At 71.1% G+C, this 19,752-nt stretch carries 21 protein-coding genes; 7 read left to right on the forward strand and 14 right to left on the reverse strand.

Translation table 11 applies throughout. The annotated features are described in order from the left end of the window. Window positions 1-59: 59 nt before the first annotated feature. The 5 genes from MTQ10_RS14085 to MTQ10_RS14105 form a co-directional block, all read right to left on the reverse strand. On the reverse strand, window positions 60-272 hold the full coding sequence (locus MTQ10_RS14085) for a hypothetical protein (protein WP_247467080.1): 213 nt from the start codon (window positions 270-272) through the stop codon (window positions 60-62). Between the two features lie 106 nt (window positions 273-378). Continuing rightward, window positions 379-579, reverse strand: a complete 201-nt coding sequence (locus tag MTQ10_RS14090) for an SDR family oxidoreductase (protein ID WP_308404568.1) — start codon at window positions 577-579, stop codon at window positions 379-381. A 33-nt stretch (window positions 580-612) separates the two neighbouring features. Next, a complete protein-coding gene (locus tag MTQ10_RS14095; RefSeq protein ID WP_247467083.1) occupies window positions 613-1,368 on the reverse strand; it encodes an alcohol dehydrogenase catalytic domain-containing protein in 756 nt (251 codons plus the stop codon). 381 nt (window positions 1,369-1,749) lie between these two features. Continuing rightward, window positions 1,750-1,869: a DUF397 domain-containing protein gene (locus MTQ10_RS14100; protein WP_247467086.1), complete on the reverse strand. Its 120-nt coding sequence runs from the start codon at window positions 1,867-1,869 to the stop codon at window positions 1,750-1,752. Next, window positions 1,826-2,740 carry a helix-turn-helix domain-containing protein gene (locus MTQ10_RS14105; protein ID WP_247467103.1) on the reverse strand — a complete coding sequence of 305 codons (915 nt, stop codon included), beginning with the start codon at window positions 2,738-2,740 and terminating at the stop codon, window positions 1,826-1,828. Before MTQ10_RS14105 ends, MTQ10_RS14100 begins: the two co-directional genes overlap by 44 nt. Before the next feature lie 113 nt (window positions 2,741-2,853). Here MTQ10_RS14105 and MTQ10_RS14110 point away from each other — a divergent pair, with 113 nt between their 5' ends. From MTQ10_RS14110 to MTQ10_RS14120, 3 genes are all read left to right on the forward strand, one after another. Then, window positions 2,854-3,270 (forward strand): DUF7848 domain-containing protein, encoded by a 417-nt coding sequence (locus MTQ10_RS14110; protein ID WP_247467104.1) that lies wholly within the window; start codon window positions 2,854-2,856, stop codon window positions 3,268-3,270. An 89-nt stretch (window positions 3,271-3,359) separates the two neighbouring features. Continuing rightward, on the forward strand, window positions 3,360-5,519 hold the full coding sequence (locus MTQ10_RS14115; protein ID WP_247467107.1) for a hypothetical protein: 2,160 nt from the start codon (window positions 3,360-3,362) through the stop codon (window positions 5,517-5,519). Continuing rightward, window positions 5,519-7,054 carry a hypothetical protein gene (locus MTQ10_RS14120; RefSeq protein ID WP_247467110.1) on the forward strand — a complete coding sequence of 512 codons (1,536 nt, stop codon included), beginning with the start codon at window positions 5,519-5,521 and terminating at the stop codon, window positions 7,052-7,054. Before MTQ10_RS14115 ends, MTQ10_RS14120 begins: the two co-directional genes overlap by 1 nt. A 37-nt stretch (window positions 7,055-7,091) precedes the next feature. Here MTQ10_RS14120 and MTQ10_RS14125 read toward each other — a convergent pair whose 3' ends face one another. The 8 genes from MTQ10_RS14125 to hemL all read right to left on the reverse strand — a co-directional run bounded on the left by MTQ10_RS14125 (window position 7,092) and on the right by hemL (window position 15,411). Further along, window positions 7,092-7,499, reverse strand: coding sequence for an SRPBCC domain-containing protein (locus MTQ10_RS14125; protein WP_247467113.1), 408 nt, complete (start codon window positions 7,497-7,499; stop codon window positions 7,092-7,094). Between the two features lie 77 nt (window positions 7,500-7,576). Then, a complete protein-coding gene (gene ccsB / locus MTQ10_RS14130; RefSeq protein ID WP_247467116.1) occupies window positions 7,577-8,677 on the reverse strand; it encodes a c-type cytochrome biogenesis protein CcsB in 1,101 nt (366 codons plus the stop codon). Beyond that, window positions 8,674-10,449 (reverse strand): cytochrome c biogenesis protein ResB, encoded by a 1,776-nt coding sequence (gene resB / locus MTQ10_RS14135; protein ID WP_247467119.1) that lies wholly within the window; start codon window positions 10,447-10,449, stop codon window positions 8,674-8,676. The genes ccsB and resB overlap by 4 nt, the downstream gene beginning before the upstream one ends. A gap of 3 nt (window positions 10,450-10,452) precedes the next feature. Beyond that, the gene (locus MTQ10_RS14140) at window positions 10,453-11,226 is read right to left on the reverse strand and encodes a cytochrome c biogenesis CcdA family protein (RefSeq protein ID WP_247467124.1); all 774 of its coding nucleotides are present in this window, start codon (window positions 11,224-11,226) and stop codon (window positions 10,453-10,455) included. Between the two features lies 1 nt (window position 11,227). After that, window positions 11,228-11,860 carry a TlpA family protein disulfide reductase gene (locus MTQ10_RS14145; RefSeq protein WP_247467127.1) on the reverse strand — a complete coding sequence of 211 codons (633 nt, stop codon included), beginning with the start codon at window positions 11,858-11,860 and terminating at the stop codon, window positions 11,228-11,230. Between the two features lie 66 nt (window positions 11,861-11,926). Then, on the reverse strand, window positions 11,927-13,210 hold the full coding sequence (locus tag MTQ10_RS14150) for a hypothetical protein (protein ID WP_247467130.1): 1,284 nt from the start codon (window positions 13,208-13,210) through the stop codon (window positions 11,927-11,929). Window positions 13,211-13,414: 204 nt separating this feature from the next. Then, window positions 13,415-14,062: a histidine phosphatase family protein gene (locus MTQ10_RS14155; protein WP_247467146.1), complete on the reverse strand. Its 648-nt coding sequence runs from the start codon at window positions 14,060-14,062 to the stop codon at window positions 13,415-13,417. A gap of 32 nt (window positions 14,063-14,094) precedes the next feature. Beyond that, window positions 14,095-15,411: a glutamate-1-semialdehyde 2,1-aminomutase gene (gene hemL, locus MTQ10_RS14160; RefSeq protein WP_247467133.1), complete on the reverse strand. Its 1,317-nt coding sequence runs from the start codon at window positions 15,409-15,411 to the stop codon at window positions 14,095-14,097. A 326-nt stretch (window positions 15,412-15,737) separates the two neighbouring features. On the opposite strand from hemL, the gene MTQ10_RS14165 reads away from it, so the two are divergent. After that, window positions 15,738-16,367, forward strand: a complete 630-nt coding sequence (locus MTQ10_RS14165) for a hypothetical protein (protein WP_247467136.1) — start codon at window positions 15,738-15,740, stop codon at window positions 16,365-16,367. 221 nt (window positions 16,368-16,588) lie between these two features. On the opposite strand, the gene MTQ10_RS31290 is transcribed toward MTQ10_RS14165, so the two are convergent. Further along, entirely contained in the window at window positions 16,589-16,717 is a 129-nt protein-coding gene (locus MTQ10_RS31290) for a hypothetical protein (RefSeq protein WP_282612156.1), read from the reverse strand. A 228-nt stretch (window positions 16,718-16,945) separates the two neighbouring features. Here MTQ10_RS31290 and modA point away from each other — a divergent pair, with 228 nt between their 5' ends. The 3 genes from modA to MTQ10_RS14180 are packed head-to-tail and all read left to right on the forward strand — an operon-like array spanning window position 16,946 to window position 19,700. After that, window positions 16,946-17,776 carry a molybdate ABC transporter substrate-binding protein gene (modA, locus tag MTQ10_RS14170; RefSeq protein ID WP_374117608.1) on the forward strand — a complete coding sequence of 277 codons (831 nt, stop codon included), beginning with the start codon at window positions 16,946-16,948 and terminating at the stop codon, window positions 17,774-17,776. Further along, window positions 17,773-18,651 carry an ABC transporter permease gene (locus MTQ10_RS14175; RefSeq protein ID WP_374117607.1) on the forward strand — a complete coding sequence of 293 codons (879 nt, stop codon included), beginning with the start codon at window positions 17,773-17,775 and terminating at the stop codon, window positions 18,649-18,651. Before modA ends, MTQ10_RS14175 begins: the two co-directional genes overlap by 4 nt. Continuing rightward, a complete protein-coding gene (locus tag MTQ10_RS14180; RefSeq protein ID WP_247467143.1) occupies window positions 18,648-19,700 on the forward strand; it encodes an ABC transporter ATP-binding protein in 1,053 nt (350 codons plus the stop codon). The genes MTQ10_RS14175 and MTQ10_RS14180 overlap by 4 nt, the downstream gene beginning before the upstream one ends. Window positions 19,701-19,752 lie beyond the last annotated feature (52 nt).

Here is a 19,752-nt window from a genome sequence, read left to right on the forward strand (position 1 = left end):
TCTCCTTCGAGCTTCGACAACTCGAAGATCAGCCGGTGGCCGTTCTCATATCCGGGCCCTCACTCCGACGCCAGGCCAAACACCCGGATCAGGTGGGAACCGGTACACCACTTCCAAGGACACAACCCTTCGCGGCTGCTCCAGTGCGGCAGGTAGTAGGGCAGCCAGAGCCGGCGGTTCAGCCTCGGCCCGTCGAAGGTGTCCTCGACTTCGAGCGCGTAGCCGCTGGTGTCGAGCCTGTCCAGTTGTTCCTGTGCCACGGTGCCCGGCATGGGACCGTCTCCTCTCCGGGTGTGTCCTCAAGGTGCGATACGCCCCGAAAACGGCTCGGCGTGATCGATGTCCGGTCCGGCCCCGGGGCCGGCCGGGCGCGGGGTCCTAGCGGGCCGTCCAGCCGCCGTCGACGAGCAGGGTGTGTCCCGTCACCAGTGCGGCGGCGGACGACGCCAGATACAGCACGGCGCCCGCCACATCGACCGGTGTCCCGATGCGGTGCAGGGCAGCGATGCGTTCCTCCACGTCGGTACGGAAGGCTCCGAGCGGGCGCCGGCTCCACGAGTCGACCGATCCGCCGCTCACCGCGAGGATCGGAGAATCAAGGGGTTCACAGAGTTATGGCGGGCTGCACCTGGATCTTGCGGCACCGCCCGTCGGCAGATTCCTGAGAGCCTCCGCACAGGAGGACAGCGGAAGCCGGTCGCCGATGAAATCGTCCGGGTCCAGCACACCGCGCGAGAACAACTCGACGGCACGTACGAACGCATCCCCGTCGGAAATGCCGGAGGGCTGCATCGGTTCGGTCAGACCGAGGGAGTTCGCATTTCTGGCCAGTTCCCGCACCATCAGCCCCACCGCGCCTTCGCCGTGAGCGGGCGCCCCCTTTCCGGGAGGGCGGCGGCGCAGCGCGCGGGACGCGCGCAGCGCGCGGGACAGCGGCTCGATCAGGGTGGCGTCGTAGGCGGACACATGCTCGGGAAGCAGCACGCAGTTGGCCGCCGGCACCACGGCGAACTCCGCCGCACCTCCCGGCGCCGTGACACCGATGACGCCCACGCGCTCACAGCGCCGCCCACGTCCCCCGCGTCGGCAGGAACGGCATGTGCCGCAGTTCAGGACGGGATCGACAGCGACCCGGTCGCCCACGGTGGGCTCGGTGACATCACGGCCGACGGCCACCACCTCTCCGGCGAACTCGTGCCCGGGCACAAGAGGCAGTTCCGGGGCGAGGTCGCCTCCCAGCAGCATCCGGTCCGTGGGGCACAGGCCGCAGGCCGCCACCGCGACCACGACATCACGCGGCCCGGGTGCCGGATCGTCCATGCAGACCATGTCCACGCTCCCCCTCCCGGTGATGAGTGCTGCCATCAACCCTCCGGCACCTCCTGAATCCCTGACGGACAGACAAGGGCCGATCGCGTCTGTCCCCGGGATTTATATCCCCGCACTCCTGCGGGAGCGGCGCCCGATAGCCGACGAAAAATGCCCGGTCACGCCCGACTTCCGGAGGTGAGGTGCCGACAACGGCTCTCTTCCGGACGGGACTTCGAAACAAATGCAACCGGGCAGAACGCACGCGGAAACGGGCGTCACACGGAGAGGGAGCGCACGATAGGTTGCCCACTGACGCAGAGCCGGGCAAAGCCCCCCGGACCGGTTCCGCGCGCCCGTGAGGGAACCCTCCCGGTTCCCTTCACCGCGAGCGGGCGGCCCATTGCACCGAACCCCCGTTGTGACAATGGGCCGCCCTTCTCAGCGCAGCGACTCCAGGAACGCCGCCCAGGCCGACCGGGACACGACGAGCGCCGGCCCGTCAGGGTTCTTGCTGTCACGTACGGGGACGACGGCGGGGATAGCGGGGGCGATTTCCACGCAGTTGCCGCCGTTGTCGCCGCTGTAGCTGCTCCTGATCCACTTGGTCGCGCCGAGTTCGTTCCTGCTCATGGTGCTCGTACGCCTCCATCGCGTTGCGGATCACTGCGGCGGACTCACGGGCTGACGGCACGTCCGCCCTGAGCACATCATAGGCCTGGAAATGACGCTGGTAGACGGCCGGATCGTCGTTGAAGTGGCCACGGTCCAGGGACTCCGAGTACACCCAGCGGTGGCCGTCGGGCAGCTCGATCAGCGACATCGAGGTGTTCGGCCGGACAAGCCCCGGACGTCCTGCCGGAGCGATCTGGATGCGGATGTTGGAACGCCCTCCGACCGCGAGCAGGTGCGCGCATTGGTCCCGCATGACAGAAGCACCTCCCACCACGGTCCGCAGGCAGCTCTCGTCGAGCACCGCGAAGTAGAACGGCCCCCCGTCCGCGAGAAAGCGCTGCTGGCGACTCAGCCGGGCCCGTACCCGTTCCTCGACCTCGTCCACCTTCTGGAGCTTGCGGCCGAACAGGGCGCGCGCGTAGTCCTCCGTCTGCAACAAGCCTGGCACCAGGCGCTCTTGATACTCCCGCAAGGCCACCGCCCGCGCATCCATCTCCGCCCGCCGCTTGAACCAGTCCGGATGCTCCACCTGCGGATACCAGTCGATGCGCCCCCACAGCCGGTGCAACACCCCGCCGGTGCCGAGGATTTCGTCGGCCTTCTTCGCGAACGGCTCCTGAGGCACCCGCGTCGCCGCCTCCACCCGTGCCACCAGGGACCGGTCGCACGGGATGGCCTTGGCCAGGGCCTCCTGGGTCAGGTAGGCGGACTCGCGGAAGTGGCGGAGCAACTCCCCGAAGATCTGTGCGCTGTTCATCGTCGTTCCGCTCCGTGACAAGGCCCGAGTGGCACGTGGGACGCGTTGATAGCGACGCTTCCCGTGCGCGACGCTCACTACACCCAGAGTGACCGAGCAGACACGGAGAGACCATGGAGGAGCAGACGGTGAGGGAGATCCCGCCGCCGGTGCCGTACGCGGGCTGCGAGGAGTGCACGTCGCTGGCGCTGCTGCGGCACGAGGCGCGGCAGTGCGGGGACGGTACGACGGAGACGGACGCGAATGTGCTGATGAGGCGGCATCAGGCGAGGGCCCACCGGGTCGGGTTCCAGCGGCTCTTCCGGTATGTGCCGTATCTGATCGTGCAGGACGCGTCGGCGGAGCCGGAGTACGAGGCGTGCTGTGTGTCGGAGGACGGGGCGGACTGCGGCGCGGGGTCGGGCAGGTTCGCGGACCCGGCGCCGGTGGAGGAGTGGCAGCGGCGGCACACACAGGAGACGCGGCACGCGCGGTACCGGCGTACGTTCGCGGACTACGCGGTGCTGGAGCGGGTGACGCCGGATTCGTAACACAACGGACACCACGCGCTCTATGCCGAACCAACTCCCCCTCCTTACTCTGGAGTTGGGCAGGGTTGGCCGCTCCGGGGGGAGACGCGGTGGACAGAGCGTTGCACGGTCGTGGGGCACTGCTGGACGCCGATCCCGCCGGGCTCGTACCGAGACTGGTCGGTCTGTGGCCGCACGAGCTGCGTGCGGTGGACCCCAGGGAGCTGGCGCCGGCGGACCGGCTGCCGGTGCTGGTGCTGACGGGGCGGCGGGGCACCGGCAAGACGGCCGTGCTGAGGGCGGTGCACGAGGCGTACGAGGGGGTGCGCCGGGGCGATCAGCAGCAGCGGCACACTCCGCTCGCGTATCTGGACTGCGAGCACCCGGCGCTGCTGCGGCCCCGCGCCGAACAGCCGGAGGAGTCCTGGTCGCCGGTGTCGCAGGGGCTGCTGGAGCTGGCCGAGCAGCTCGGGGAGCGGGTGCGGCACGCGGGCGGGGTGGTGTTCCCGCGTCTGATGGCGGGCCTCGTCGCGGTGGCCGCGTCGGGCTGGCGGGACGCGGACGCGGAACGCATCCGGCGTGAACTGGGGCGCATCCTGCTGCTGAACGAGGGGCGGCCCGGCGTGACGCTGCTCGCCGGGCGCTGGGCGGGCAAGGTCATGTCGAAGGTGGTCGCGGCGGCCAGCGGGCAGGCACCGTTCGTGGCGGCGGCGATCGAGGCGACGCTGGAATCGGTGACGGAAGGGTTCGCCGGGCATCGGCAGCAGAAGTCGTCCAACTGGTACCGGAGTTACCCCAACGCGGGCGGCAACGCGCAGCGCGGGCTGATCCTGCTGTCGGACCAGTTCCGTGCGGGCGGCCCGTCCCGTGAGCACGCGGAACGCTGGCTGGTGCGGGCACTGCTGGCCGACCTGGCGGAGGCGTACACGGGGCTCGGGTCGCGGCTGCGCCGGCTGGGCCGGCCGCTGGTGCTGCTGGACAACGCGCACACCGGGCCGGGTCCCGCGCTGCTGGGCGCCGTACTGCGGGAGCGGGCGGACGGGGACGCCGGGGAGGCGGTGTTCGTCGCGGCGGTGCGCGGGGACGGGCATCCCGTGCTGCGGGGCGCGCCCCGGCTGACGCTGGCGGACGTGGCGCGGCGCGCCGACTGGCGGCCGGGCCGGACGCCGGCGTCGTGCGCGCTGGTCGTGCCGCTGACACCGCTGTCCGCGCAGGACACCCTGCTCCTCGTCGGAGGCATGAGCACGCTGACCGGTGAGCAGGTGCGGTTCCCGCACGCCGCGCACCGGCTGACCGGCGGGAATCCGCTGGGCGTGACCCGCCTGGCGTGGGCGGTGCGGCGGCATCCCGAGGCGGCGGTGTCGCTGGGCGGTCTGCTCACCGCGCCCGCCGTGGACGCGGACGGGCGGGAGGAGGACGGCCCGCTGTACGGCGCGCTGCTCGCGGACCTCGTACCGGCGGACCGGCTGGAGGAGCTGACGGTGCTGGCCGCCGCGCACGATCTGGAGTCGGCGGCGGCGCTGGCGTCCGCGCAGCTCCCGGACGACTTCGGTGCCGCCGGCGTACGCACCCTTCAGGCGCGGCTGGCGGCGGAGGGGCTGCCGTCGGCGCCGGGGCACTTCGTGGGCGACCCGTTCGTACGGACGCTGCTGCTGCTCCGGCTGCATCACGGGCAGGACGGGCACGGGAAGTGGCGTGAGGTGCACGAGACGCTCATCGCGCACTACACCGCCGACGATGCCCCCGACGACGGCGATCCGGAGCGGGCCCGGCGCCGGCTCCATCACGAGCTGGCCCTCGGCGACACGGCGGGCGCGGTCGCCCATCTGCGGGACACGTTCCCGGTGCTGGACACGCGGACATGGCTGGACACGCTGTGCTTCCTCGCGTCGGCGCCGTACTTCCCCGCGCACGACGAGGAGGGCCACGACTCCGCCGGGCCGGGCGACCGACGGGCGGCGGTCGCCCTGGACCGGGCGGGCGCCCGGCAGCCGGCGCCCGACGAGGTGGACGCGGTGCTGCACCAGCGGGTGCGCAGGCTGCTGCACGCGGTGTGGCAGCTGTCCGATCCGCTGGTGCTGCCCGATCCACGGGTGTGCGACCGGCTGCGGTTCGAGCTGCTGCAACTGTGCGACCTGCACGAGGAGGGCGGGGCGCTGCTGTGGCAGGCCGCCCAGGACTGGCCGCGCGAGGCGCTCGCCGGACGGCCGCTGCGCACGCCCGCCGACAGCGACGACGACGCGGGCGATCACGGGGACGGGGGAATGTGATGCGGTGGCTGCGGGAGATCTGGGAGATCCGCCTGTACCGGTACGTCGCGGTGGTGGTCGTCGCCGCCCTGGTGACCGGGTTGTTCTTCGCGGTGCGCACCCTCACGCACGACGACCGGGCGTGCGCGCCCGGCGTCGTACGGCCGGAGGGCAGTGAGGACTGCGTCGGCGTGTCGGTCTCGGGGTACGACTTCGGCCGGCCGGAGTTCCGGGAGGTGGCGCGGGCCATCGACCGGGAGAACGGCCGGCTGGAGAAGGACGGCTACGTCACCGTCGCGCTGATGCTGCCGTACACGGCGTCCACGCCGTCCACGGTCAGCGACGTCCTCCACGAACTACAGGGCGCCTACCTGGCGCAGTGGCAGGCCAACCACGCCGCGAACGGGCAGGCGCCCGCGATCCGGCTGGTGCTCGCCAACCCGGGCGCCACCGGCGACCACTGGGAGATGCTCGTCGACCGGCTGGAGGCGATGACGACATCCCAGGACCGGCTGCGGGCGGTCGCCGGGGTCGGCATGAGCACCGAGTACAACAAGAAGGCGGTGGCCGAGCTGACCCGGCGGGGCATCCCCGTCGTCGGCTCGTCGATCACCGCGGACGACCTGGCCAACGGGCCGCTCGGCGAGGACCGCTTCCCGGGGCTGGCCCGGGTCTCCCCCACCAACACCGACGAGGCGCGGGCGCTGGCGTCGTTCGCGAAGGTGACCGCGGGCAAGGCACTGCTGGTGTACGACCGGCCCGGCGACCCGTACACACGCACCTTGCAGCAGTCGTTCGCGTCGCTGCTGTCGGGCTCCCCGTACGAGCCGCAGCCGTTCACGCCGCCCGCCGACCGCAGCCAGGAGGGCACGACCGCGAACACGTTCCGGCAGATCAGCCACCTGGTGTGCAACACGGCACCGGAGACCGACACGATCCTGTTCGCGGGCCGGCACACCCAGCTGCGGCAGTTCATCAACGCGCTCGGCGCGCGGGGCTGCCAGGACCGCCGGTTCACGCTGCTCACCGGGGACGAGGGGTCGTATCTGAGCGGCGACACGAAACTGGACAAGGGTGCGCTGCGGCACAACCTGTCCGTGCGCTACACCTCCCTCGCCCACCCGGCGGCGTGGACGACGGGGAACCCGCCGGCGACGGGCGGCTCCCCGCAGGCCATGCGGGAGCTGAACGCGCTGCTGGAGCGGGCGAAGCGGGAACCGGTCGGGCCGATCGGGAAGGTCGGCCTCGACGACGGGCAGCTGATCATCGGCTACGACGCGATGCGGCTGACCGTGCACGGCATCCGCGAGGCCACCCCGGAGGGCAAGGCGGTGCCGCCGCTCTCGGACGTGGGGTTGCAGTGGCCGCAGGTCAAGGGCAAGGAGCTGCGGGTGGACGGGGCGAGCGGCTGGATCTGCCTGAACGTGCACGGCAACCCGTACAACAAGGCGGTGCCGATCGTGGAGCTGGCCCCGGAGGGCGGCTCGCGGTTCGTGAAGCTGGCCTGGCCGGAGGGCCGGCCGCCGTCGGCGGAGTGCCTGACGCCGGGGAGCTAGCCGCCCGGCCTGTGCCCCGCCGCTTTCCGGTCTCGCGCTACCCGCCCCGCCCCAGCTGCTCGATCAGGTGCTCGAAGCGGGTCCGCCAGGACGCCTCCGTCTCGCCGCCCTCGCCCTGGAACTCATGGGTGAAGCGCAGCAGGCAGCCGCCGTCGGGGGCGCGCTCCAGGTGGAAGCGGATGCGGCCACCGCCCTCCACCGTGTACTCCGCGACCCGGTCCACGTCCCAGGCGGTGACCTCGCCTGCGCCCAGGCCGCGCAGGGCGACGATGCCGCCGAGGCGCGGCTCCAGGACGTCGACCTCGGTGAACCAGGCCGCCAGCCCCTCGGGGGCGGACAGTGCGGGCCAGACCGTCTCCATGGGCTCCGGGAGGCGCACCACGAAGTGCAGGATGTGCGTGTTCCCGTGGGTCTGGCTGGTGCCCTGCTCGATGGCTCCGGTCATGACACCAGCCTGACCCCGACGCGTACGATCCGCACCCGTGTCCCCGCTGACCTGGGCTTTCGCCCTGCCGGCGGGGGTTACACGCCCGCGTAGGAGTGCTTGCCGCTGAAGAGGAAGTTCACGCCGTAGTAGTTGAACAGCCAGCATGCGAACGCGATCAGCGCGAGGTAGGCGGCCTTGCGGCCCTTCCATCCGGCCGTGGCGCGGGCGTGCAGATAGCCGGCGTAGGCGACCCAGGTGATGAACGACCAGGTCTCCTTCGGGTCCCAGCCCCAGTAGCGGCCCCACGCGTCACCGGCCCAGATGGCGCCCGCGATGATGGTGAACGTCCACAGCGGGAAGACGGCCGCGTTGATCCGGTACGAGAACTTGTCCAGAGACGCCGACGACGGCAGCCGCTCCAGAACGGACGTGGCGAGGATGCCGGGCTTGCCGCCGCGCGCGAGCTTCGCCTCGTACGAGTCCTTGAACAGGTAGGCGAGCGCGCCGGCCGCGCCGACGTAGAAGGCGGCGCCGCAGAAGATCGCCGTGGAGACGTGGATGTACAGCCAGTACGAGTGCAGCGCCGGGACGAGCTGGTCGCTCGCCGTGTACAGGACGGTCACCGCGAGGCCGAGGTCCAGCAGGACCGTGGTGATGAGGATCAGGCCGAGCCAGCGGACGTTCTTCCTGAGCGCGAGCAGGCCCAGCCAGACGCCGACGGCCACCGTGGAGAAGGTGATGTTGAACTCGTACATGTTGCCCCACGGCGCCCGCTGCACGGACGCCGCGCGGGCGACCACACCGGCCGCTTCCACGACGAACGCGAGGACGGTGAGGGAGACGGCGACCCGGCCGAACAGGTCGCCCTGCTCGTCGCCGCCGTGCGCGCCCGGCCCGTCCGGCACGTCACGGGAGCCGGCGGAGGAGCGCACCACGACCTTCGGGCGTTCCAGTACGGCGGTGCCGCCGCCGGCCTTGTTCACGGTGACGGCGGGCGCGTCCGCCTTCGCCGTGTCCGGCGCGGTGAGCGCGGCGGCGGTACGGCCGACCTTGCTGCGGCTGCCGAAGATCCACTCGGCGATGTAGGCGAAGAAGGCCAGGGTGTAGACGGCCATCGCGGAGTAGATCAGCGTGTTGCTGATGCTCGCGAGGTTCTCGTTGGTCGCGGCGGCCAGCTGGGTCGCGGCTAGGGTCACTTCTGCTCAGCCCCTTCGGCAGGTACGGAGGCTCGGGAGGAGGGGTCGTCGTCACCGGGGGCGTCGCCCGAGGCGGCGGCGTCAGGGGTGTCGGCACCGGGACCGTCGTCACCGGCGTCGGGGGCGCCCGGGGCCCGGTCGTAGAGGAGGGCGGCGAGGTCACCGAGTTCCTCGGGCACCTTCGCGGACTCGCTGCGGCCGAGGCCGGCCATCTCCACGACGGTCACCCCGTCGTCGCCGGTGACCGCGCGCACCCACACGCGGCGCCGCTGGATGAACAGGGACGCGGCGAGACCGAGGATCGCGGCGACGGCACCGACGAGCGCCCAGCCGCTGCCCGGCTGGCGGGTCACCTGGAAGCCGGCCCACTCCTTGACGCCCTCGAAGGTGACCGAGCCGGCCCCGCCCGGCAGCGTCATCGTCTCGCCGATCTTCAGCTGCTGCTTGAACAGCTCGCCCTTGGAGTCCTTGAACTCCGTCAGCTTCTTCTTGTTCAGCTGGTACACGCTCTGCGGCACGCCCGAGTCCACGCCGAGGTCGCCGTGGTAGGCGTTGAGCGCCAGCATCGGGTTGAGCAGCGCCGGGAACGCCGACAGCATCGTCGAGCCCTTGCCGCCGTACGTCGGCAGGAAGAACGCCTGGAAGCCGAGCTGCTCCTTCTCGCCCTTGGCGTTGCGGTAGCCGTCCATCACCTTGATGGCGCCGGAGGAGGTGACGTTGCCGTCCAGCGGGAGCAGCGGCACGGCCTCCTTGTTCATCACGATCTTGCCGCGGGCGTCGCGGACGGTGATGACGGGCGCGTAGCCGTGGCTGACCAGGTAGACCTTGGAGTCGCCGATCTCCAGCGGCTCGTTCACCTTGATGGTGGTCCGCTGCTCCTTGCCGTAGGCGCCGACGCTGTAGGTGACGTCCGCCTCGTAGGTGCGGGGGGTGCCGCGGTTGGGGCCGGTCAGCTCGTAGGTGCCGGTGAACTTGTTCAGGCGGAAGCTGAACGGGTCCAGGTCGTCCTGGCTGAAGAGGTTGCCGGACTTGAAGTCGTCGTACTGGGTGAGCGTGTTGGAGAAGCCGCCGCCCTGCACGATCAGCTTGTTGCCCTCGGACTTGTACAGTTGGCCCCAGGCGAACGCCACCAGCATCACGATCAGCGCGATGTGGAAGACGAGGTTGCCGGCCTCCCGCAGATAGCCCTTCTCCGCGGCGACGGCGTCCCCGGCGACATGCGCGCGGAAGCGGCGCTTCTTCAGCAGGGCGAGCGCGGCCTCACGGACCTGCTCCGGGTCGGCCTCGCTGCGCCACGTCGTGTACGCGGGCAGCCGGGTCAGCCGCCTCGGCGCGGCCGGCGGGCGGCCCCGCAGCTGGCCGACGAACTGCCAGGTGCGCGGGACGATACAGCCGATGAGGGAGACGAACAGCAGGATGTAGATCGCGGAGAACCACACCGAGCTGTAGACGTGGAACAGGCCGAGCTTGTCGTAGATCGGCGCGAGGGTGGTGTGCCGCTGACGGAAGTCGGCCACCTTCAGCGCGTCGATGCCGGTCTGCGGGATCACCGAGCCGGGGATCGCGGCCAGCGACAGCAGCAGGAGCAGCAGCAGCGCGACCCGCATGGAGGTCAGCTGCCGCCAGAACCAGCGCACCCAGCCGACCACGCCGAGGGCGGGCAGATGGGGCTGCTCCTCCTGGGGGGCGGTGGAGAGCCGGGAGCCCGCGGCACCGAGGTCCTGGTCCTCGGCGGGGACCTGGCCCGTGTCGGAGGCGGTGGTCTTGCTCATCGATCAGATCCCCACAGTGAAGCCGTTGGACCAGGACTGCATGTGCTGGACGATGCTGTCCCACGCGCCGGTCAGCAGCAGCAGACCGGTCGCGATCATCATCGTGCCGCCGATGCGCATGACCCACACATAGTGGCGCTTGACCCAGCCGAACGCGCCGAGCGCCTTGCGGAAGGCGACCGCGGCGAGCACGAAGGGCACACCGAGGCCCAGGCAGTAGGCGACCGTCAGCAGTGCTCCGCGTCCGGCGCTGCCCTGGTCCTGGGAGAGGATCAGCACGCTCGACAGGGTGGGGCCGATGCACGGCGTCCAGCCGATGCCGAACAGGGCGCCCAGCACGGGTGCGCCGACGAGGCCGGTCGCGGGCCGCTTGTGCAGGCGGAACTCACGCTGGGTCATCCAGGGCATCAGGCCCATGAAGAAGGCACCCATGAGGATCATGAAGACGCCGAGCACCTTCGACAGGACGCCCTTGTGCGCCTGGAGGGTGTCGCCGAAGTAGCCGAACAGGGCGCCGCTGGAGACGAACACGGCGGTGAAGCCGAGCACGAACAGGGAGGCGCCGGCGACCATCCGGCCGCGGCGGGCCTCCGCCAGATCGGTGCCGGTGACGCCGGTCACGTACGACAGATAGCCGGGGACGAGCGGCAGCACGCACGGGGAGAAGAACGAGACGAGGCCGCCGAGCAGCGCGATGGGCAGCGCCAGCAGCAGGGCGCCGTTGAGCACCGTCGTGTTGGGGCCGGCCGCCTCGGCCAGCGTGGTCACCGCGGTCACGTCACTTCTCCGCCAGGACCGGTTCGATCATCTTGCGCAGCTTCTCCTCGCTGAGTGCCTGGAGGGTGCGCGCCGCGATCTTCCCGTCGCGGTCTATGACCAGGGTGGAGGGGATGGCCTGCGGGTTGAGGGTGCCCTTCTTGAAGCGGAGCATCAGCCGGCCGTCCGGGTCGAACAGGCTCGGGTAGGTGACGCCCTGCTCCTCCTCGAAGGCCTTCGCGAGGCCGGTGCTGGCGTCGCGGGTGTTGATGCCGACGAACTGCACGCCCTTGCCCTTGAGGTCCTGGTAGACCTTCTCGAAGCCCTTGGCCTCGGCGCGGCAGGGCGGGCACCACGAGCCCCAGATGTTGAGGACGACGACCTTGCCCTTGTAGTCGGCGACGTCGAGCTTCGCACCGTCGACGGTCTCACCGGACAGGTCGGGGGCCTGGGCCCGGTCGCCCTTGGCGACGGTCGCGATGCCGTCGGAGCCGGTGATGAAGTTGGTGTTGCCGCCCCCGCCGGACGTGCCGCCCGAGGTGCACGCGGTGAGGGACAGCGCGGCAGCCGCGGCGGTCACGGCGATCCGGACGGCGCGGCTACGGGTGGTGCGGGTGCTGTACGAGCGCTGGGGGGCGCGGCTGGCGGCACTCATGTGAAAAGTTTCGCATGTCCGTTCCGGGGATCTTGCGCGCCCCCCTTGCGGGGGAAGAACCGCATTTCAGGCGGGGTTCTTGGCTCCCGTGCCCCCGGTGAAGGCCTGCCAGCCGCCGGCCGGTTTCTGCCCGACCTCCAGGGTGCGCAGCTTGGCCAGCACCTCCGGCTTCTGTACGTCGATCCAGTCGACGAACTGACGGAAGGAGACCATGCGTACGTCGGCACCCTTCTCCTTCTCGCGGGCGATGTGCTTGATCGCCTCTTCGACGGCGTCCATGTAGATTCCGCCGTTCCAGGTTTCGAAATGGTTACCTATGAACAGAGGCGCCCTGTTTGTCTCATACGCCCGCTTGAATCCCTGGATGTACGCCTGCGCCGACTGCTTCCGCCAGCCCGGGTAGTTGTGCGCCGGAGCCTTGGTGGAGTTCAGGGACTGGTTGGCGAGCATGTTGTAGTCCATCGACAGGACCTCGAAGCTCCGCCCGGGGAACGGTATCTGCTGCAACGGCAGATCCCATATGCCCTGCTTCTTCACCGGCCAGACCTGCCGGCCGCCCGGCGAGGAGGCGTCGTAGCGCCAGCCGAGGGCGCGGGCGGTGGGCAGCAGGTTGTCCTGACCGAGCAGACAGGGCGTGCGACCGCCGACCAGCTCCTTGTCGTAGTCGAACGGCAGCGGCTCCAGCTCGGTCCAGCCGGTGTTGGTGCGCCACTGCTTCACGAACGACTTGGCCTGGTCGATCTCGCTGCGCCACTGCTTGGGCGTCCAGTGCTTGACCGAGCCGTGGCTCTCGCCGCAGAAGTGCCCGTTGAAGTGCGTGCCGATCTCATGGCCCTCCAGCCAGGCCCGGCGCAGGTTCTTCAGCGTCTCCTTGATGTGGTCGTCGGTGAGATAGCCGATGTCGGAGGCGCCGCGCGGGTTGTTCGGCGGGTCGTACAGCCGCTTCTTCGACTCGGGCAGCAGATACAGCCCGGAGAGGAAGAAGGTCATGCTCGCGCCGTGCTCCTTGGCGAGGTCCAGGAAGCGCGGGAAGAGACCGTTGCCGACCTCGCCGGCGCCGTCCCAGGAGAACACCACGAACTGCGGCGGCTCCTGACCGGGCTCCAGCGGCTGCGGGGCGTCGGGCTGATGGGGCTGCTTGCCGGTGAAGGACGTCGACCCGTCCCCTATCGGGCGCGCGGCCACGGTGGGGCTGCCGGAGGGTTTGGCACCGTCACCGGAACCGCCGGAGCGGGACGAACCGTCCGACGGCGAGGAGCCGCCGGAGCCGCCGCTGCATCCGGCGAGTGCGACGGCGGCCGTGGCGCCCGCGCCGACACCGAGCATTCCCCTGCGGGAGAAGGTGCGCATGTGATCCCCGATTCGTCGCGTCCGTGGGTGGTCACCCATTCAGAGGGCACGACGAACGGGGAGGTTCCACATAAACGAACCGAACGCATAACAAACAGAGCGAAAACGCACAGTGCGCGATCGGTCACGACGCTTGTGTACGACGCCGCAGCGGGGCTTCCGGTTGCGGCGCGCTCGGGCACGGCACCCGAGCGCGCCGCCGCGTCACGCGCCGAAGGCCTTGCTCTTCCCCTTCACCGGCTTGGCGCCGGCGAGCAGATGCGCGGGGACCAGGTCGCGGGCCGGCTCGGTGTAGCCGACGGAGACGATCTTGTTGCCCTGGAAGGTGAACGTGGTCAGCGAGGCGAGCGTGCACTGCCGCTTGCGCGGGTCGTGCCACAGCCGGCGCCGCTCGACGTACGAACGCACGATCCAGATCGGCAGCTGATGGCTGACGAGGACCGCCTCGTGCCCGCGCGCCGCGTCCTTCGCGGAGTGCAGCGCGCCCATCATCCGCACCACCTGGTCCACGTACGGCTCGCCCCATGACGGCCGGAACGGGTTCACCAGGTGCTTCCAGTTGGCGGGCTTGCGCAGCGCGCCGTCGCCCACACCGAACGTCTTGCCCTGGAAGACGTTCTCCGCCTCGATCAGCCGCTCGTCCGTTGCGAGGTCCAGCCCGTGCGCCTTCGCGATCGGCGTCGCCGTCTCCTGCGCCCGCTCCAGCGGTGACGCGCAGACATACGTGATGTCACGGGACGCGAGATGGTCGGCGACCCGCTCGGCCATCTTCCGCCCCAGTTCGGACAGGTGATAGCCGGGCAGCCGCCCGTACAGGACGCCGTCCGGGTTGGCGACCTCGCCGTGCCGCATGAGGTGGACGACGGTGATGTCCTTGCTGCTGGTCACGCGGTGGCCTCCGCGGCTGCTCGGGCCGCCGCCGGAAGGGCGTCGGCGATCTTCTGAAGGGCCCGCTCGTCGTGGGCCGTGGACACGAACCAGGACTCGAACGACGACGGCGGCAGATAGACGCCGTTCGCCAGCATCGAGTGGAAGAACGCGGTGTAGCGGAACGACTCCTGCGCCTTGGCGTCCTCGTAGTCCCGCACCTGCCGGTCGGTGAAGAACACCGAGAACATGTTGGAGGCGGTCTGCACCCGGTGCGCGACACCCTCCTTGGTGAGCGCCTCCGTCACCAGCGACCGGATCTGCCGGGACACCTCGTTCACGGTGTCGTACGCCGCGTCGTCGAGCAGCCGCAGCTGGGCGAGGCCCGCCGCGGTCGCGACCGGGTTCCCGGACAGCGTGCCCGCCTGGTACACGGGCCCGGCCGGCGCGAGGTGCGCCATCACATCGGCGCGCCCGCCGAACGCGGCGGCCGGGAAGCCACCGCCCATGACCTTGCCGAACGTCATCAGGTCGGGCTTCACCCCGTCCACGCCGTACCAGCCGGCGCGGCTCGTGCGGAAGCCGGTCATGACCTCGTCGGAGATGTACAGGGCGCCGTTCTTGTGGCAGGTGTCGCGCAGGCCCTCGTTGAAACCGGGCAGCGGCGGCACCACACCCATGTTGCCGGGCGACGCCTCCGTGATCACACAGGCGATCTCGCCGGGGTGCCGGTGGAAGGCCTCCTGCACGGCCTCCAGATCGTTGTACGGCAGCACGATCGTGTCGCCGGCCTGCGCGCCCGTCACACCCGGGGTGTCCGGCAGCGCGAACGTGGCGACACCGCTGCCCGCCGCCGCCAGGAGCGAGTCGACGTGACCGTGGTAGCAGCCCGCGAACTTGATGACCTTGGAACGCCGGGTGAAGCCACGGGCCAGCCGGATGGCGGACATCGTCGCCTCGGTGCCGCTGGAGACGAGCCGCACCTGCTCGACCGGCTCCACACGGGCCACGATCTCCTCGGCGAGCGCCACCTCACCCTCACCGGGCGTACCGAACGACGTACCGCGCGCCACGGCCTCCTGCACGGCCGCGATCACCTCGGGGTGGGAGTGGCCGAGGATCATCGGCCCCCACGAGCAGACCAGGTCGACGTAGTCCCGCCCGTCGGCGTCGGTCAGCCAGGCGCCCCGGCCGGACACCATGAACCGGGGCGTGCCGCCGACCGCGCGGAAGGCGCGCACCGGCGAGTTCACACCGCCCGGGGTGACTGCGGACGCACGGTCGAACAGCGCCTGCGAGGCGGGCGCGTCGTAGGGGTAGGGCAGTTCGCTCATGACGTGCGGGTTCTCCGACCTTCTCCGGCTGGCTCCGACGGCCCGGCCCCGCCGCGAGGCGGCACCGGTCAACCCTCCCAGGGTAGGCGGAGGCGCGGAAACCACGGCCGCACCCCCGCCGAACCGAAGTCTCTTCCGCTCTCGTCTGAGAAACTGAACGCCGCATACGTATGGACAGGCGGAGGGACGTGTCACGCCCTTCCCGCTCGCACGGACAGATGTTTCAACCGCACGTTTCGGCGGGCGGCCGTGGGGGAGGTCACTGACACGATGATCGGGTTGCGCGGCGGGGGCCACGCGTCCTAGAAAAGCAGTCGGGTGGAGATATGCATCGCGGTGGCGGACTGGGCGAGGGGACCGATGACCTGGGTCCTCGACGTGCCCGGCGGGGAAGGCACCGACGCGAAGCGGAGGCGAACGAAGCACGTCAGGCACAGGGTGCGGCGAGTGAGCCCGAGCGAGTCGACCGGCTGAGCCGGACCGACGGACTCCGGGCCGTGAACAGAAACGGTGGTCGGGTGGGGGTGACGTACAAGTACTTCGGCGCGCCCGACGGCGCGACCGCGGCCCGCGTCCCGATCTCGATGCGCCCCGAGGAACTCGGCGGCGACGAACTGGGCATGGGCGGCATGTTCACCAAGATCAAGCCGGAGACGATGGCCGCCATGGTCCTCACCGGCATCGAAGGCGTGCCCCTGCACAAGGTGCCCCCGCTGGAACTCGTCGTCCTGCACCCCGACTACGCGGTGGTGAAGCTCCCCATGACCGTCGTCGACCCCCTGCGGGACATAGGCGAGGAAGCGGTCGGCGCGGCGGCCTTCATCTGGTCGACGGTCCCGGACCGCGGCGGCCCCCGCGACGCCTTCGACGTCTACCAGCTCCTCCACGAATGGCAGGACTTCTCCAAGCGCCTCCACGAGGCGGGGCACCAGCCTTACTGCCTGGTGTGGCCGTGACACCTTCAGCATGACGGGCGGGGTCTTCTGACCCCGCCCTCGGCATGTGCGCACCGGACCCGGCGCGGGTCGGTCGGAACGCACCGCTGCTGGATGCGGCAAGACCGGAAAGACGCGCCCTGGCCAGCCGACGATCTGGAACGTCGAGTCGCGTACGACGCCGGCCTGGACACCGACGGTGGCGCCGTCGGCGGAGTTGTATGCGACCGTGCCGTTGTCGTTCATGACAGTTCACCCGCCGCCGCGATCAGCGGGGCGACGCCGGCCAGCAGTTCGGGGCAGTCGGCGATCAGGCCGCGTAACCGCTTGAGCGCCATGGTCGCCGTCCGTGCCCTGTACCGGACGTCCACGGACCCATCCCTCGCCCGACCACGGGGGTCGGACAGCAGTGTGAACGCACATGCCAGGATTTCTCCGGCGATAGTTCGCTCATACGAAGCCACAAGTGACTTGTTGCTCGCATCTGCGCCATCATCGAAGGTGGTCGCGGTCGGCCGACGGCATGGTCGGGAGACCGTGGAAGCGTCCGTACGGGGCCGGATGAAGTCGTGCGGGAGGGCGAGGGAGTGGGGCTCGTGGTGATCCGTTCTGTGTGCCGTGGCCGACGTCTGCTGCGGGTGGCGGGCGTGGGGGCCGTCGCCCTCGGAGTGCTCACGGTGAGCGCTTGTTCTTCCTCCTCCGGCGCGGCCGACTCGGCGGGCTCGTCCGCGTCCGGGGCGGGGGCGGGGAAGGTGTCCGGGGACGTCACCGTGTTCGCCGCGGCCTCGTTGAAGGAGAGCTTCACCGAGCTGGGGAAGAAGTTCGAGCAGAAGTACCCCGGTACCGAGGTCACCTTCAGCTTCGGGGGCAGCGACAGCCTCGCCGCGAGCATCAACGGCGGCGCGCCCGCCGACGTGTTCGCCGCCGCCAGCCCCAGGACGATGAAGCTCGTCACCGACCAGGGCGGCGCCGCCGGCACGCCCGTCACGTTCGTACGGAACCGGCTGGAGATCGCCACCCTGCCCGGCAACCCCGACGAGCTGGCCTCGCTGAAGGACCTCACCAGGAGCGACCTGAAGGTCGTGCTGTGCGACAGGACCGTGCCGTGCGGCGCCGCCGCGCAGAAGGCGCTCGACGCCGGCGGCGTCAAGGTCACCCCGGTCTCGTACGAGCAGGACGTGAAGTCGGCGCTGAACAAGGTCGCGCTGAAGGAGGCCGACGCCGCCCTCGTGTACAGGACCGATGTGAAGGCCGCGGGTGACAAGGTGGAGGGCGTGGACTTTCCGGAATCGGCCCAGGCCGTCAACGACTATCCGATCACCGTGCTGAAGAACGCCGGGAACACCGGCGCCGCCCGGGCGTTCATCGACCTCGTGCGGTCCGCCGAGGGGCAGAAGGTACTGACCGAGGCCGGTTTCCTCCAGCCGTGACCGCCCTCCGCAAGTCCGGTGCCGCGACCGGCCCCCGCACAGGGCCGTGGTTCCGCCACGGCCGTACGGAGCGGGAGGGCGACGGCGGACGGCGCCGTACCGGTGTGCCGGGGGCGCTGCTGGTGCCCGCCCTCGTCGGCCTGGCCTTTCTGCTGCTGCCCCTGCTCGCGCTGCTGCTGCGCGCGCCCTGGAGCAGCATGCCGGAACTGCTGACCAGCACCGAGGTGTGGCAGGCGCTGCGGCTGTCCCTGATCTGCGCGAGTGCCGCCACCGCCGTCAGCCTCGTCGTCGGCGTGCCGCTGGCGTGGCTGCTGGCGCGGGCCGAGTTCCCCGGGCGGCGGCTCGTGCGCGCCCTGGTGACGCTGCCGCTGGTGCTGCCGCCGGTCGTCGGCGGTGTCGCCCTGCTCATGGCGTTCGGCCGCAACGGCGTCATCGGGCAGTGGCTCGACGCCTGGTTCGGGATCACCCTGCCGTTCACCACCACCGGGGTCGTCCTCGCCGAGGCGTTCGTGGCGATGCCGTTCCTCGTCATCAGCGTCGAGGGCACCCTGCGCGCCGCCGACCCCCGCTACGAGGAGGCCGCGCAGACGCTGGGGGCTTCCCGGTTCACCGCGTTCCGCCGGGTCACCCTGCCGCTGATCGCGCCCGGCGTCGCGGCCGGCGCGGTCCTCGCCTGGGCGCGGGCCCTCGGCGAGTTCGGCGCCACCATCACCTTCGCCGGCAACTTCCCCGGCCGTACCCAGACCATGCCGCTCGCCGTGTATCTCGCCCTCCAGAACGACCCCGAGGCGGCCGTCGCGCTCAGCCTCGTCCTGCTCGCCGTGTCCGTCGCCGTCCTCGCCGCCCTCCGCGACCGCTGGATGACCGCCTCATGACCGCCCCGGACGAAGGACTCGACGCCCGGCTCGTCGTGGAGCGCGGCGGCTTCCGGCTGGACATCGCGCTGACCGCCGCGCCCGGCGAGGTCGTCGCGCTGCTCGGGCCGAACGGCGCCGGGAAGACCACCGCGCTGCGTGCCCTCGCCGGGCTGGTCCCGCTCAGCGGCGGGCATCTGCGGCTCGACGGCGCCCGGCTCGAGCACGCCCCGCCGGAGAAGCGGCCCGTCGGGGTCGTCTTCCAGGACTATCTGCTGTTCCCTCATCTGTCCGCGCTGGACAACGTGGCGTTCGGGCCGCGCTGCCAGGGCGCCGGCAAGGCCGAGGCCCGCGAGCGCGCCGCCGAGCTGCTGGACCGGATGGGTCTCGCCGCGCACGCCTCCGCCAGGCCGCGCCGGCTCTCCGGCGGGCAGGCCCAGCGTGTCGCCCTCGCCCGCGCTCTCGCCGTACGGCCCCGGCTGCTGCTGCTGGACGAGCCGCTGGCCGCGCTGGACGCCCGTACCCGCCTGGACGTCCGCGCCCAGCTCCGGCACCAGCTGGCCGGCTTCGAGGCGGTCGCCGTCCTCGTCACCCATGATCCGCTGGACGCCATGGTCCTCGCCGACCGGCTGGTGGTGATCGAGGGCGGCCGGATCGTGCAGGAGGGCACGCCCGCCGACATCGCCCGGCATCCGCGCACCGACTACATCGCCCGGCTCGTCGGCCTCAACCTGTATCAGGGGCGGGCGGACGGGCACCGCGTGCACGTCGACGCCGGGCCGGTCGTCACCGCCTCCGAGTCCCTGTCCGGGCGGGTGTTCGTCGCGTTCCCGCCCAGCGCCGTCACCCTGCACCGGGAGCGGCCCACCGGCTCCAGCGCCCGCAACGTCTGGCGGTGCGAGGTGGCCGGTCTCGAGATCCACGGCGACCAGATCCGCGCCGACCTCACCGGCGAGCTGCCGCTGGCCGCCGACCTCACCACGGTCGCCGCCGCCGAGCTGGGCCTCGCCCCGGGCGTCACGGTGTGGGCGTCGGTGAAGGCCACGGAGACGCACACGTACGCCGCGTGACGCCCGGCCCCCGCTCACCTCCACGGCGCGTGACGCCCCGCCCCCGCTCACC

The organism is Streptomyces sp. XM83C (assembly GCF_023072675.1).
Lineage (GTDB): Bacteria > Actinomycetota > Actinomycetes > Streptomycetales > Streptomycetaceae > Streptomyces > Streptomyces thermocoprophilus.

Excerpts from the sequence above, each read along its gene's own strand:
- MTQ10_RS14085 (WP_247467080.1), bottom strand. The coding sequence starts at position 272 with ATGCCGGGCACCGTGGCACAGGAACAACTGGACAGGCTCGACACCAGC.
- MTQ10_RS14105 (WP_247467103.1), bottom strand. The coding sequence starts at position 2,740 with ATGAACAGCGCACAGATCTTCGGGGAGTTGCTCCGCCACTTCCGCGAG.
- MTQ10_RS14110 (WP_247467104.1), top strand. The coding sequence starts at position 2,854 with ATGGAGGAGCAGACGGTGAGGGAGATCCCGCCGCCGGTGCCGTACGCG.
- MTQ10_RS14120 (WP_247467110.1), top strand. The coding sequence starts at position 5,519 with ATGCGGTGGCTGCGGGAGATCTGGGAGATCCGCCTGTACCGGTACGTC.
- MTQ10_RS14125 (WP_247467113.1), bottom strand. The coding sequence starts at position 7,499 with ATGACCGGAGCCATCGAGCAGGGCACCAGCCAGACCCACGGGAACACG.
- resB (WP_247467119.1), bottom strand. The coding sequence starts at position 10,449 with ATGAGCAAGACCACCGCCTCCGACACGGGCCAGGTCCCCGCCGAGGAC.
- MTQ10_RS14145 (WP_247467127.1), bottom strand. The coding sequence starts at position 11,860 with ATGAGTGCCGCCAGCCGCGCCCCCCAGCGCTCGTACAGCACCCGCACC.
- MTQ10_RS14150 (WP_247467130.1), bottom strand. The coding sequence starts at position 13,210 with ATGCGCACCTTCTCCCGCAGGGGAATGCTCGGTGTCGGCGCGGGCGCC.
- MTQ10_RS14155 (WP_247467146.1), bottom strand. The coding sequence starts at position 14,062 with ATGCGGCACGGCGAGGTCGCCAACCCGGACGGCGTCCTGTACGGGCGG.
- hemL (WP_247467133.1), bottom strand. The coding sequence starts at position 15,411 with ATGAGCGAACTGCCCTACCCCTACGACGCGCCCGCCTCGCAGGCGCTG.
- MTQ10_RS14165 (WP_247467136.1), top strand. The coding sequence starts at position 15,738 with ATGCATCGCGGTGGCGGACTGGGCGAGGGGACCGATGACCTGGGTCCT.
- MTQ10_RS14180 (WP_247467143.1), top strand. The coding sequence starts at position 18,648 with ATGACCGCCCCGGACGAAGGACTCGACGCCCGGCTCGTCGTGGAGCGC.